General features: G+C 70.6%; 12 protein-coding genes and 3 tRNA genes. 11 read left to right on the forward strand and 4 right to left on the reverse strand.

The window, feature by feature from the left end; all coding sequences use genetic code 11:
• Nucleotides 1–12: 12 nt before the first annotated feature.
• The 11 genes from IWX89_RS14270 to IWX89_RS14320 all read left to right on the forward strand — a co-directional run bounded on the left by IWX89_RS14270 (nt 13) and on the right by IWX89_RS14320 (nt 12191).
• On the forward strand, nt 13–720 hold the full coding sequence (locus IWX89_RS14270) for a YcnI family protein (RefSeq protein WP_196904213.1): 708 nt from the start codon (nt 13–15) through the stop codon (nt 718–720).
• 9 nt (nt 721–729) lie between these two features.
• Entirely contained in the window at nt 730–1422 is a 693-nt protein-coding gene (locus tag IWX89_RS14275; RefSeq protein ID WP_196904214.1) for a copper resistance protein CopC, read from the forward strand.
• A 9-nt stretch (nt 1423–1431) separates the two neighbouring features.
• Entirely contained in the window at nt 1432–3432 is a 2001-nt protein-coding gene (gene recQ / locus IWX89_RS14280) for a DNA helicase RecQ (protein WP_196904215.1), read from the forward strand.
• 2 nt (nt 3433–3434) lie between these two features.
• Entirely contained in the window at nt 3435–4076 is a 642-nt protein-coding gene (locus IWX89_RS14285; protein ID WP_307836571.1) for a class I SAM-dependent methyltransferase, read from the forward strand.
• 172 nt (nt 4077–4248) lie between these two features.
• Nucleotides 4249–6357: an acyl-CoA dehydrogenase gene (locus tag IWX89_RS14290; protein WP_196904255.1), complete on the forward strand. Its 2109-nt coding sequence runs from the start codon at nt 4249–4251 to the stop codon at nt 6355–6357.
• Between the two features lie 138 nt (nt 6358–6495).
• On the forward strand, nt 6496–7428 hold the full coding sequence (locus IWX89_RS14295) for an ABC transporter ATP-binding protein (RefSeq protein ID WP_196904216.1): 933 nt from the start codon (nt 6496–6498) through the stop codon (nt 7426–7428).
• A complete protein-coding gene (locus tag IWX89_RS14300) occupies nt 7425–8294 on the forward strand; it encodes an ABC transporter permease (RefSeq protein ID WP_196904217.1) in 870 nt (289 codons plus the stop codon). Before IWX89_RS14295 ends, IWX89_RS14300 begins: the two co-directional genes overlap by 4 nt.
• Nucleotides 8295–8304: 10 nt before the next feature.
• Complete coding sequence (locus tag IWX89_RS14305) at nt 8305–9642, forward strand: sensor histidine kinase (RefSeq protein ID WP_196904218.1); 1338 nt, start codon at nt 8305–8307, stop codon at nt 9640–9642.
• Entirely contained in the window at nt 9639–10298 is a 660-nt protein-coding gene (locus IWX89_RS14310) for a response regulator transcription factor (protein WP_196904219.1), read from the forward strand. Before IWX89_RS14305 ends, IWX89_RS14310 begins: the two co-directional genes overlap by 4 nt.
• Nucleotides 10299–10343: 45 nt before the next feature.
• Nucleotides 10344–11300 carry a prolyl aminopeptidase gene (gene pip / locus IWX89_RS14315; protein WP_196904220.1) on the forward strand — a complete coding sequence of 319 codons (957 nt, stop codon included), beginning with the start codon at nt 10344–10346 and terminating at the stop codon, nt 11298–11300.
• A 9-nt stretch (nt 11301–11309) separates the two neighbouring features.
• On the forward strand, nt 11310–12191 hold the full coding sequence (locus IWX89_RS14320; protein ID WP_196904221.1) for a neutral zinc metallopeptidase: 882 nt from the start codon (nt 11310–11312) through the stop codon (nt 12189–12191).
• 91 nt (nt 12192–12282) lie between these two features.
• Here IWX89_RS14320 and IWX89_RS14325 read toward each other — a convergent pair whose 3' ends face one another.
• From IWX89_RS14325 to IWX89_RS14340, 4 genes are all read right to left on the reverse strand, one after another.
• Nucleotides 12283–12897, reverse strand: coding sequence for an acyltransferase (locus tag IWX89_RS14325; protein ID WP_196904222.1), 615 nt, complete (start codon nt 12895–12897; stop codon nt 12283–12285).
• A 291-nt stretch (nt 12898–13188) separates the two neighbouring features.
• Nucleotides 13189–13261: transfer RNA gene (locus tag IWX89_RS14330), tRNA-Phe, on the reverse strand.
• 70 nt (nt 13262–13331) lie between these two features.
• Nucleotides 13332–13405: transfer RNA gene (locus IWX89_RS14335), tRNA-Asp, on the reverse strand.
• An 88-nt stretch (nt 13406–13493) separates the two neighbouring features.
• Nucleotides 13494–13566, reverse strand: a tRNA-Glu gene (locus tag IWX89_RS14340).
• Nucleotides 13567–13752: the final 186 nt, after the last annotated feature.

A 13752-nucleotide genomic window follows, 5' to 3' on the forward strand; every position in this document is an offset into this window, starting at 1 on the left:
CAAGGACACCCCATGAAGCTCCAGAAAACCGCCCTCGCCGCCTCGGCCCTCGCCGCCGGTACCCTCCTCGCCCTCGCCGCGCCGCTCGCGGCCAGCGCCCACATCGACATCGACCCGTCGTCCACCGCGGCCGGCTCCTACGCCGTGCTCAGCTTCGCGCTGCCGCACGGCTGCGACGGGTCGCCCACCACGAGCATCAGCATCAGCATCCCGGAGAGCATCGTCAGCGTCACCCCCACGGTCAACCCCGACTGGACCGTGGCGAAGACCGCGGTCGACCTGGCCAAACCGATCACCGACGAAGAGGGAAACACCATCAGCACCCGGATCGGCCAGGTCGTCTACACGGCCGTCACCCCGATGGAAGACGGACTGCGCACCACGTTCGACCTGAGCGTGCCGCTCCCGGCCGACGCGGCCGGGAAGACCCTCGAGTTCCCGGTGCTGCAGACCTGTGTCACCGGGTCGACGACCTGGGACCAGCACGCCGTGGAGGGCGAGGCCGAGCCGGAGCATCCGGCGCCGTCCATCGCGGTCACCGCCGCCGTCGCCGACGGTGAGCACGGCCACGCGGCCGGTGCCACGGATGCCGAAGAGACCTCGGCCGCGACCGCCGGAGACGACGTGCTCGCCCGGGTGCTCGGAGTCGGCGGCCTCGTCGTCGGGGCGATCGGCATCGTGCTGGCCGTGACCGGGCGACGCACCAAGCGGTCGGTCTAGGCTCGATCCATGCGAGGCAACAGGGTGACGCACGGTTCCGGGACCAGACGCTGGTCGATCAGGGCGCTCGGCGGCGCCGTCATCGTCGCGGCACTGGTCGGGTGGTCCGCCGCGCCCGCCTTCGCGCACAACTACCCGGTCGGCTCGTCGCCGGCCGAGGGCGCGGTCGTGACCGAGCAGCCGGGCACGTTCACCGTGACGACGAACGACCAGCTGCTCGACCTGCACGGCGAGGGCTCCGGGAACGCCATGGCGATCCGGGGCCCCGCCGGCGCGGCCACCCCGCTCTACTACGGCGACGGCTGCGTCACCCTGTTCGGTCCGAGCATCGAAACCAAGGCCCAGCTCGGCCAGCCGGGGGAGTACACCGTGATCTGGCAGGTCGTCTCCACCGACGGGCACGCCGTGTCGAAGGAGTACACCTTCAGCTGGCAGCCGGCCGCCGGCCAGAAACTGGCCGAGGGGTCGCCGACCCTGCCCAGCTGCGGCGGCACGGCGCAAACCGGCGCGGATGCCGCGGCATCCGCGCCTGCCGGCACCGGCCCCGGCCTCGGTGACCTGGCCTGGATCGGCGGTGCCCTCGGCGCCGTGGTCCTGGCCATCGGCGGCACCCTGCTCGTGGTCAACCGGCGAGGCCGGACGCCGGCCGCCGAGCCGGACGAGGAAGCGGAAGCGGAAGAGTCCGTCGGAGGTCGCAGGTAGAGTTGCCGGGTGAGTTGGAACGCCGAAATACCGTGGGATCCTGACGAGTTCGAACCACCCGACGATTTCGATGCCCCACCCCCGCCGGAGGGCTACGCCGATGCCGCGTTCGCCGGGGCATCCGTTGCAGCCGGCCAGGCCTCCGGCGGGCGCCCGGCCGTAGCCGCGCCCCGGCGGGCCACGGCGAAGTTCGCCACCGCCGCCGAGGCCCTCAGCACGGTCTTCGGCTACGACTCGTTCCGCGGCGAACAGGCGCAGATCATCGACCAGGTCATCGCTGGCGGCGACGCGGTCGTGCTGATGCCCACCGGCGGAGGCAAGAGCCTCTGCTACCAGATCCCGTCGCTCGTGCGCGAGGGCACCGGCATCGTCATCTCGCCGCTGATCGCCCTGATGCAGGACCAGGTCGACGCCCTGACCGCGGTCGGCGTGCGGGCCGCGTTCCTCAACTCCAGCCAGGATTCCGCCGCCCGCGGCCAGGTCGAACGCGACTACCTCGCCGGCGAGCTCGACCTGCTCTACGTCGCCCCCGAGCGGCTCTCCTCCGAGGCCACCAAACGCTTCCTCGACCGCGGCACCATCGCGCTCTTCGCCATCGACGAGGCGCACTGCGTGTCGCAGTGGGGGCACGACTTCCGGCCCGATTACCTCGCCCTGTCCGAACTGGCCGACCGCTGGCCCGACGTGCCGCGGATCGCCCTCACGGCCACGGCGACGGATGCCACCCACAAGGAACTCACCACCCGTCTTCAGCTGGGCCAGGCCCGCCACTTCGTCGCGAGCTTCGACCGGCCGAACATCCAGTACCGCATCGTCGGCAAGGCCGAACCGCGCAAGCAGCTGCTCGCCTTCATCCGCGCCGAGCACCAGGGCGACGCCGGGATCGTCTACGCGCTCAGCCGCAAGACCGTGGAGCAGACCGCCGAGTTCCTGCGCCAGAACGGCGTCAATGCGCTGCCGTACCACGCGGGCCTCGACCAGGGCCTCCGCGCCCGCACCCAGTCCCGCTTCCTCCGCGAAGACGGCGTCGTCATCGTCGCCACGATCGCGTTCGGCATGGGCATCGACAAGCCCGATGTGCGTTTCGTCGCCCACATCGACCTGCCCAAGTCGGTCGAGGGCTACTACCAGGAGACCGGCCGCGCCGGCCGCGACGGCCTGCCGTCGACCGGCTGGCTCGCCTACGGCCTGCAGGACGTCGTGCAGCAGCGCCGCATGATCGACGAATCGCCCGGCGACCTCGCGCACCGGCGCAAGCTGTCCGCGCACCTCGACGCCATGCTCGCGCTCTGCGAGACCGTGAGCTGCCGCCGGGTGAACCTGTTGCGCTACTTCGGCCAGCCGAGCGAACCCTGCGGCAACTGCGACACCTGTCTCGAGCCCCCCGTCGGCTGGGATGGCACCGTGGCGGCGCAGAAGCTTCTCTCCACCGTCGTGCGCCTGCTGCGCGAGCGCAACCAGCGCTTCGGCGCCGGCCAGCTGATCGACATCCTCCGCGGCAAGGTGACACCGCGCACCACCCAGCACGGCCACGACCAGCTGGCCACCTGGGGCATCGGCGCCGACCTCAGCGACCAGCAGTGGCGCGGGGTCGTGCGCCAGCTCCTGGCCCAGGGGCTCCTCGCCACCTCCGGCGAATACGGCACGCTCGTGCTCACGGATGCCGCCGCCGAGGTGCTCGCGGGGCGCCGCACCGTCGAACTGCGCACCGAACCCGAACGGGCCGCCCGCCCGGCGGCCGGCGCGCGGAAGAGCGCGGCGAAGGCCGCCGCGGCCGACCTCAGCCCCGAGCAGGAAACCCTGTTCGAGGCGCTCCGCACCTGGCGCTCCGTGCAATCCAAGGAGCAGGGGGTGCCCGCGTACATCATCTTCGGAGATGCGACCCTGCTCGCCATCGCCGCGACCCGGCCGACCAGCCTGGCCGACCTCGACGGCATCTCCGGGGTCGGCGCCAAGAAGCTCGACTCCTACGGGGCGGCGATCCTCGAGGTCGTCACGGCCGGCGCCTGACCGTGCCCGAGCCGATGGGTGCCGAGCCGACGGGTAGCGAGCCGGCGGGCAGCGAGCCGATGGACTGGCCTGCCTACTACGACGCCCAGGCCGGCCGGTCCGCCCGCTCGGTGCTCGTCGAGGCGCTTCGGCTGCGAGGGGCGACCCCGCCCGGTGCCGCGATCGACCTGGGCTGCGGCGAGGGAACCGAGACCCGGCACCTGCTCCGGTCCGGCTGGCGCGTCCTCGCGTTCGACGCCGACCCCGGCGCGGAGGACCTCGTTCGGCAGGGCCTGCACCCCGCGGAACTCGGCCGGCTGGCCTTCCGCCAGGCCCGGTTCGAAGACCTGCCCGGGCTGCCTCCCGCCGACCTCGTCTACGCGGGCTTCGCCCTGCCCTTCTGCGACCCGGCCGCGTTCCCCGGGCTCTGGGCGGGCATCCGGGCCGCGTTGAAACCTGGCGCCTGGTTCGCCGGTGAACTGTTCGGGCCGCACGACGACTGGGCCGGCCGGGCCGGGATGAACTTCCACGACCGGGCCGAGGTCGAGCTGCTGCTCGCCGGCCTGGAGATCCACAGCCTCGTCGAAGACGACCGACCGGGCCAGTCGGCGATGGGTCCCAAGCACTGGCACGTCTTCCACATCATCGCCCGCAACCCGCTGTAACCCGTCCCGTTTGTGGATTAGCCCGACTCGAAGCGTGATACGGCTGTGGATTCCTACAAGACGTATGCCGGGGTCGGCACGCTTTGTTGTAGCCCCGTCACGCACTATTTCCGTGCGCCCGGTGATCGACCTAGCGTGTAAGAAAATTCCGCGCGAAGACGAAGGACCAATGATGGTTGACACTGCCCAGCGCTCCACCGCCCTGAAAAAGACCGGAACCCCGGCCACTCCGGCCGTCGACACCGGCCCGGTCATGGTGGCCGGCCACCCCGGCGCCCCGACCGTGAACATCGCCGCCCTGAACCGCCAGCTGCTCGGCACCTGGGCCGATGTGCGGGTGCTCGCCCGCGAACTCACCGCCCGCCCCGACCTGCACCGGATCGAGGGCCAGTCGATGACCGAGCACCGCGACCGCGTGCTCGCCCAGTTGAAGATCCTCGCCGCCAACGGCCACGTTCACCGAGCGTTCCCGAAGGACCTGGGCGGCTCGGACGACCACGGCGGAAACATCGCCGGCTTCGAGGAGCTCGTCACCGCCGACCCGAGCCTGCAGATCAAGGCCGGCGTGCAGTGGGGCCTGTTCGGCGCGGCGGTGCTGCACCTCGGCACCAAGAAGCACCACGACGCCTATCTCCCCGGTATCATGACGCTCGAGACCCCTGGCGTCTTCGCGATGACCGAGACCGGCCACGGGTCGGATGTCGCCAGCATCGGCACGACCGCGACCTACGACCCCTCGACCCGGGAATTCGTCATCCACACCCCGTTCCGCGCGGCGTGGAAGGACTACCTCGGCAACGCCGCCAGGGACGGCGTCGCCGCCGTGCTGTTCGCGCAGCTGATCACCCAGGGAGTCAACCACGGCGTGCACGCGTTCTGGCTGCCGCTCCGCGACGAGACCGGGGCGTTCCTGCCCGGAATCGGGGGAGAGGACGACGGCCTCAAGGGCGGACTCAACGGCATCGACAACGGCCGGCTGCACTTCGACCAGGTGCGCATCCCCCGGGAGAACCTGCTCAACCGCTACGGCGACGTCGCCGTGGACGGCAAGTACAGCAGCGCGATCGCCAGCCCGGGGCGTCGCTTCTTCACCATGCTCGGCACCCTCGTGCAGGGCCGCGTCTCGCTCGACGGCGCCGCCACCCAGGCCTCGGCGATGGCCCTGACCATCGCGATCACCTACGGAAGCCAGCGCCGCCAGTTCACCGCCGGCAGCGACACCGACGAAGAGGTCATCCTCGACTACCAGCGCCACCAGCGCCGCCTGCTGCCCCGCCTGGCCACGACCTATGCGCAAACCTTCGCGCACGACCAGTTCCTGGTCAAGTTCGACCAGGTCTTCAGCGGCACGGCCGACACCGACGACGACCGCCAGGACCTGGAAACCCTGGCAGCCGCCCTCAAGCCGTTGTCGACCTGGCATGCCCTCGACACCCTCCAGGAAGCCCGCGAGGCCTGCGGCGGCGCCGGATTCCTGGCCGAGAACCGTCTCGTCGGACTGCGGGCCGACCTCGACGTCTACGCCACCTTCGAGGGCGACAACAACGTGCTGCTGCAGCTCGTCGCCAAGCGCCTGCTCACCGACTACAGCCGCAAGTTCGCCCACGCCGGCACTGGGGTGCTCGCCCGCTACGTCGTCGCCCAGGCCGCGGACCGCGCCTACCACGGCACCGGACTCCGCACGCTCGCGCAGGCCGTCTCCGACTTCGGTTCGACCGCCCGCTCGGTCGGCGCCCTCCGGGAGACCAATGTGCAACGGGAGCTGCTCACCGACCGGGTCGAGACCATGATCGGCGAGATCGCCGGCAAGCTGCGCCCGGCCGCGAAGCTCCCGGCCAAGGAGGCCGCCGCCCTCTTCAACTCGCATCAGGACGCCCTGATCGAGGCCGCCCGTTCGCACGGCGAACTGCTGCAATGGGAGGCGTTCACCCAGGCCGTGGAGACCACCGAAGACGAGGGCAACCGGCAGGTGCTCACCTGGCTGCGAGACCTCTTCGGACTCGGCCTGGTCGAGAAGCACCTGGCCTGGTACCTGATCAACGGCAGGCTCTCGGCGCAGCGCGCCCAGTCGGTGACGGCCTACATCGACCGGATCATCGCGCGGCTGCGTCCGCACGCGACCGACCTCGTCGACGCGTTCGGCTACAGCCAGGACCACCTCCGGTCGAGCATCGCCAGCGGCGCCGAGAAGGACCGGCAGGACGAGGCCCGCGACTACTACCGCACCCTGCGGGCGTCCGGTCAGGCCCCCGCCCCCGAGAAGGCGCCGAAGAAGAAGTAGCAGGTCGTACCCAGGTATGAGGCCGGGCGGCCGAGGTAGGGCCGCCCGGCCGATGCGCGCCGCATCCGTCGCCCGTAGCGTCGTTGGGTAGCCGTTGTCACAGGTGTGACCCGGCCCCACGACGGAACGAGGAGACGGATGATCCAGGCACAGTCCCTGACCAAACGCTACGGAAGCAAGACGGCGGTCGACGCGGTCGACTTCACCGTGCAGCCCGGCAAGGTGACCGGCCTGCTGGGCCCGAACGGAGCCGGCAAGAGCACCACCATGCGCATGATCGTGGGGCTGGACCAGCCGAGCGCCGGTTCGGTCACCGTGAACGGCAAGCATTACCGCGAACACGCGGCGCCGCTCCGCGAGGTCGGCGTTCTGCTCGACGCGAAGGCCGTGCACACCGGCCGTTCGGCCCGCAACCACCTGCTGGCCATGGCCGCCACCCACGGCATCCCCGCCGGCCGGGTGGACGAGGTGATCGAACTCACCGGGCTCGGCTCCGTCGCCCGCAAGCGCGTCGGCGGCTTCTCCCTCGGCATGGGGCAGCGTCTCGGCATCGCCGCGGCCCTGCTCGGCGACCCCGCCGTGCTCATCCTCGACGAGCCGGTCAACGGCCTCGACCCGGAGGGCGTGCAGTGGGTGCGTCGCCTGATGCGCCACCTCGCCGCCGAGGGGCGCACCGTGCTCCTCTCCTCCCACCTGATGAGCGAGATGGCGCTCACCGCCGACCACCTGATCATGCTCGGCCGGGGACGCGTCATAGCGGATGCCCCGGTCGCCGACATCATCGGCGGCGCCGGCAGCAACACCGTGCGGGTGCGCAGCCCGCAGGCCACCCGGCTGGCCACCCTGCTCGCCCAGCCCGACGTGACCGTCACGGCCGGCGAACAGGACACGCTCGACGTGACCGGCGTGTCCGCCGTGGAGATCGGCGAACAGGCCGCCGCCGCGGGGATCGTGCTGCACGAGCTCACCAGCATCGGCGCGTCGCTCGAGGACGCCTACATGGCCCTCACTCAAAACGAGGTGGAGTACCGCACGGGCGGCTCCGCGGAACTGCAGGAGGCAGCACGATGACCACGACCACACTGCCCACCGCCCCCGAGGCCGCTCCGGCGGCGACACCGTCCGGCGCCGGGAAGGAGGCGGCGGCCATCCGGCTGAGCGCGGCAGGCCTCATCCGTTCGGAGTGGATCAAGCTGCGCAGCGTGCGCTCGACCGTCTGGTCGTACGCGCTGCTCGTGGTGTTCTCCCTCGGACTGGCCGCGATCATGTCCGCCTCGCTGGACCTGCAGGGCGCCGACGTCTCGATGGTGCCGGCCGCGAACCAGGCCACCTTCGTGGCCCAGGCCTCCACCTTCGGGGTGTTCTTCGGCCAGCTGATCGTCGCCGTCCTCGGCGTGCTGACCATCAGCGGCGAGTACTCCACCGGCATGATCCGTTCCACCCTCGCCGCCGTGCCGAACCGGCTGCCTGCCCTCTGGGCGAAGGCCGCCGTGCTGTTCGTGACGACCTTCCTGGTCGGCCTGGTCAGCACCGTCGGGTCGTACCTGGTCTCCTCGGCCGTGCTCTCCGGGAAGGGACTGCACGCCGGCCTGTTCGATCCGGCCGTGCTCTTCCCGGTGCTCGGCGGGGCCCTCTACCTGGGCCTGATCGCGGTATTCGCGCTCGGAATCGGAACGATCCTGCGCAGCGGCGCCGGCGGCATCGCCGTCGTCCTCGGCATTGTGCTGCTCGTGCCGATGGTGCTGCAGATGATCCCCGCCGAATGGGCAACCTCGCTGCTGCCCTACCTGGTCTCCAACGCCGGCATCAACATGTTCGGGCTGATGTCGTTCAGCCAGGTGCCGATCGAATGGTGGGTCGACCTGCTCGTCGTGCTCGGCTGGCTCGCGGCCAGCCTGGTCGGCGCAGCGGTGCTGCTCAAGCGGCGGGACGCGTAGAGTCCACAGAATGACAAACGCGCAGCTCACCCCCGGGCGGCCTTCACGGCCTCCCGGGGGTGAACTGCGCCTGCCGACACCGCCCGGCGTCGCCCGGCGGTTCTGGGCGCGGCATCCGTGGCTGGCCGATTCGCTCGTCGCCGCCGTGTATTTCGTGCCGATGACGATCACCGTGCTGATCGACCTGGCAGCGCCCGGCGGCCCGGTCCGGCCGTCCGCGGTCGTCGTGACCGCGGTCGTGACCGCCCTGCTCACCGCCGCGCTGCTCTTCCGCCGGCACGCCCCGCTGCTCGTGCTCGGAGTCACCTGCGCCGGGCTGCTCGCGTCCTTCCCGAGCCAGGGGCAGGGCGACACGGTGCCGGTTCTGATCGCGCTCTACGCGGTCGCGGTCTACCGCGGCGTGCGGAGCGCCTGGCTCGGGCTCATCGCCGCCGTCGGCGTCGCGGCGATCGGCGCGTACCTGGCCGACGGCGCGACCTATGCGGCCTGGCCCAGCGTGGCCGGCCAGTACGCGATCCTCATGCTCGCGGCCACTCTGCTCGGGGTCACGATCGGCGATCGCAAGCGCTACGTCGCGGCCCTGGTCGACCTGGCCGCCCAGCTGGCCAGGGAGCGCGACCAGCAGGCCCAGCTGGCCCGCGTCACCGAACGGGGGCGGATCGCCAGGGAGATGCACGACATCGTCGCGCACAGCCTCTCGGTCATGGTGGCGCTCGCCGACGGCGCCGACGCGCTGCTGGACAAGGACCCGGAACGGTCCAGGACCGCGATGCGCGAGGTCGCGGCCACCGGCCGGAGTTCGATGACCGAGATGCGCCGCCTGCTCGGAGTGCTGGCCGAGGACCCGGCAGACCCGGCAGGCCCGGCGGATCACGGCGTCCGTGGCGGCCCGGACGGCCCAGGCCTGCACGACACGGCGTCAGCGGATGCGCCCCTGAATCCCCAGCCCGGGGCCGACCAGCTGGTCGACCTGGTCGATTCGTTCCGTTCGGCGGGGCTCCCGGCCCGGCTGGAACTCAACGGACGGATCCCGGCCAACCCGGGCCTGCAGCTCACGATCTACCGGATCGTGCAGGAGTCGCTGACGAACGCGCTGCGCTACGCCGCCGAGCCGACGCTCGTCTCGGTGCGCCTGTCGTCGACTCCCGGCCGGGTCGAGGTGGTCGTCGCCGACAACGGCCGGCGCCGGGTCGAGGGCCCGGCCCAGAGACCCGGGCGCGGCATCATCGGGTTGCGCGAACGCGCGGCGCTCTACGGTGGCACGCTGGAGGCCGGGGCGATCCCCGGCGGCGGGGGGTGGCAGGTGCGGGCCGTGATGGACGTGGACGAACCGGAGGCAGCCGAATGACGCAGACCAGGATCATGCTCGTCGACGACCAGGCCCTGCTCCGCACCGGTTTCCGGATGGTGCTCGAGGCCGAGGACGACTTCACCGTCGTGGCAGAGGCAGGCAGCGGTGCGGAGGCGATCGCGCTCGCCGCACGCGTCCTGCCCGACGTCATCCTGATGGACGTGCGGATGCCCGGGATCGACGGCATCGAGGCCACCCGGCAGATCACCGCGGCCCACCCCGACAGCAGGATCATCATCCTCACCACCTTCGACCTGGACGAGTACGCCTTCGGAGGGCTGCGCGCCGGGGCGCGCGGGTTCCTCCTCAAGGACGCGCAGCCCAGCGAGCTGACGGCGGCGATCCGGGCGGTGGCCTCCGGGGACGCGTCGGTCTCCTCCCGGGTGACCCGACGCATGCTCGAGCTGTTCGGCTCGAAGCTGCCGGCCGCGTACGACGACGACGCCTCCCGGCTCGGCGCGCTCACCGAGCGGGAACGGGAGGTGTTCCTCGCCATCGCGGAGGGGCTGTCGAACCCCGAGCTGGCCGAACGGTTCTTCCTCTCCGAATCCACCGTGAAGACCCACGTCGGGCGCATCCTGGCGAAGCTGGGGCTGCGCGACCGGGTGCACGTCGTCATCCTCGCCTACCGGCTCGGCCTCGGCGGCCGCTGAAGGCGCGGTTTCGCTCCGGCCGGGTGCGGCCAATAGGCTCAGGGAATGCGCACCTTCTACCCAGAGATCGAACCCTACGAAACCGGAATGCTCGAGGTCGGTGACGGGCAGGCCATCTACTGGGAGGCATCCGGCAACCCCGACGGCAAGCCGGCGGTCTACCTGCACGGGGGGCCCGGCGGCGGCTCGAGCGCCAAGCAGCGGCGGGTGTTCGACCCCGAGAAGTACCGGATCGTGCTGTTCGACCAGCGCGGCTGCGGCCAGAGCACGCCCCACGCGAGCGAAGCGGATGCCGACCTCGCCACGAACACCACCTGGCACCTCGTCGCCGACATCGAGAAACTGCGCGAGCACCTCGGCATCGACCGGTGGCTGGTCTGCGGCGGCTCGTGGGGAAGCTCGCTCGCCCTCGCCTACGCCGAGACCCACCCCGACCGGGTCACCGAGCTCGTGCTGCGCGGGATCTTCACCCTTCGGCCGATCGAACTCGACTGGTTCTACGAGGGCGGCGCCGCGGCGATCTACCCTGACCTCTGGGAGGAGTTCATCGCGCCGGTGCCGGTCGACGAGCGCGGCCGCCTGATCGAGGCCTACGGCCGGCTGCTGCACGACCCCGACCAGGCCGTGCGGGAACGCGCCGGGGTCGCCTGGTCGACCTGGGAGTCGTCGACGATCACCCTGCTCCAGCAGCCCGAGACGATCGCCCGGTTCACCGAACCGTCCTTCGCCGTCGCGTTCGCCCGGATCGAGAACCACTACTTCACCAACCGGGGCTGGTTCGAGCCGAACCAGCTGATTCGCGACGCCGACCGGCTGAAGGACATCCCCGGCGTGATCGTGCAGGGCCGCTACGACATGTGCACCCCGGCCTTCACCGCCTGGGAACTGCACCAGGCCTGGCCGGAGGCGGACTTCCGCCTGATCCCCGACGCCGGCCACTCGTTCGACGAGCCCGGAAACCTGGACGCGATTATTGAGGCGACGGACCGTTTCGCAGGGTAACTTCTCCTCATGACGTTCAACGACAACGCGAACATCGGCGGCGGCCGGGTCAGCAAGCGGGGCCGGAACACGGGGATCGCCGTGGGCGGCGGCGGGCTGGGCGTGATCGCCCTGTTCCTGCTGTCGCAGTTCCTCGGCGTGGACCTGACCGGCCTCGCGGGCGGTCAGCCGGCCGCCGAGCCCGGCAGCGTCTCCAACCTCGCCGAGTGCACGACCGGCGCGCAGGCGAACGCCGACGTGGAATGCCTGATGAAGGGTGCCGCAGCCTCGCTCGACACCTACTGGGCCGAGGAGCTGCCCCGGCTCGGCGTGGCCTACCAGCAGCCGCAGCCGGTCGCGCTGTTCACCGACAGCACCGGCACCGGTTGTGGCGCAGCATCCGCCGCCACCGGCCCGTTCTATTGCCCACCGGATGCGACGATCTACCTCGACACCGCATTCTTCGACGACCTGCGCACCCGGTTCGGCTCCTCGGGCGGGCCACTCGCCGAGATGTACGTGGTCGCCCACGAGTGGGGGCACCACGTGCAGAACCTCGTCGGCACGCTCCAGACGTCGCAGGACGGCCAGACCGGGGCAGCCTCCAATTCGGTGCGGGTCGAGCTGCAGGCCGACTGCTTCGCCGGCGCCTGGACCGGTGCGGCCACGACGACCAGGGACGACAACGGTGTGACCTTCCTCAAGCCGATCACCCAGGCGCAGCTGCGGGATGCCCTGAGCGCGGCCTCTGCGGTGGGGGACGACCGCATCCAGGCCGCGACCCAGGGCCAGGTGAACCCCGAGGGCTGGACCCACGGGTCGAGCGAACAGCGCCAGCGCTGGTTCAGCACCGGCCTGGATCAGGGCGCCGGCGCCTGCGACACCTTCGCACCGAGCGACGCGGAGCTCTGACCTCGCGCGGAGCTCTGACTTCGCGCCGGGCCCTGACCTCGCGCCGGGCCCTCGCGCCGGGCCCTGGCGCCAGGCTCTGACGCCCCGGGAGTCAGGACGCCGCGCGACGCCCGGCGTCCGTGCTGGTGAGGGTGAGCAACCCGTGTCGCTCGGTGTACTCCTCGGGGGAGACCGGACAGACGTAACGCCCGTTCCCGGCCGAAAGCAGGGGGATGCCGCTGCGCCCGACCCACCCGGCCCGGTGGGCCGGCGCGCCGATCATCAGGGCGAAGTCGGGGACATCCGCGGTGACGACCGCCCCGGCGGCCACCATCGCCCACCGGCCGATCGTGAGCGGGGCGATGCAGACCGCGTGGGCGCCGATCGACGCGCCGGTGCGCACCGTCACCCCCACCAGATCGCGGTCAGACGGCGCCTTCACAGCGCCATCGACAGTAATGGCGCGCGGGTAGCGATCGTTGGTGAAAACCGCGCCCGACCCCACGAACACTCCATCCTCCAACAGGGCAGGCTCGTAGACGACCGCGAAGTCCTGCACGATGCAGTGGCGACCGAGGACGACGCCCGGGCCGATGTAGACGCCTCGGCCGAGCGTGCAGCCGGGGCCGACCCTGGCGAACTCGCGCACCTGCACGAGGTGCCAGAGCCGGCTCCCCTCGCCGATCACCGCGCGGGGGTCGATGTCGGCCGTCGCCGCGACGTCCATCACCGGATGGCTCGGCGGGAGAGAGATTCCGGGAGTCGACGAAGGGGTCGACGAAGAGCGGATGCATTCACGGCCAGTCCCTGCAGTTTCGGGTTTACAGGATGGGTGTCGGGTGGTGCCGGAGGTGCTGACCGTGGGGAACATTCACCGGAATACGCGAGTAGTCTGACGCTGTCTCAGCGGGTCACGGATGGAATGTATCTTGGAACGCCTGCCGCGCGCTAGTACCCGTGCGGGGGATCCGGGCAAAAAAGAAGACCACCCCAGTAGAAGCCTGGGAGTGGTCTTCAGTGGCCCCGACCGGCGTCGATCCGGTGACCTTTCGATTTTCAGTCGAACGCTCTACCAACTGAGCTACAGGGCCAGAAAGAAACCTCGAGAAGTCGCTTTCCAAGGAAAAAAACCCTCTCTTTCGAAAGGGCCTGTTGCCTTTGCGACCCTGACCGGACTTGAACCGGCGACCTCCGCCGTGACAGGGCGGCGCGCTAACCAACTGCGCTACAGGGCCTCGTGATGAGACACATTCTTTATTCTATTGCGTGTGTACAGCTTGCAACGTGCACATAAGTCTTGCACATTTTTTGAAACGAACTGCGTAGCCCCAACGGGATTCGAACCCGTGTTAACGCCGTGAAAGGGCGCCGTCCTAGGCCTCTAAACGATGGGGCCGAGACGCCATAAACTTCATGGCTTCCGACGCATAAGCATACGGTCTGCACGCGGCAAATCCCAAATCGAGTCCGAAACGGCGTTGCGCGGCCCGATTCCCGGCCACATCCCGTGGGGGAGGCAGACCCGGCTCGCCCGCGAATGGCCGGGCCGCGGGCCGGTTCCCGGGTTAGATTCGGCAGAATG

Origin of the sequence: Cryobacterium sp. MP_M3 (genome assembly GCF_015752155.1) — a bacterium.
Classification (GTDB): Bacteria; Actinomycetota; Actinomycetes; order Actinomycetales; family Microbacteriaceae; genus Cryobacterium.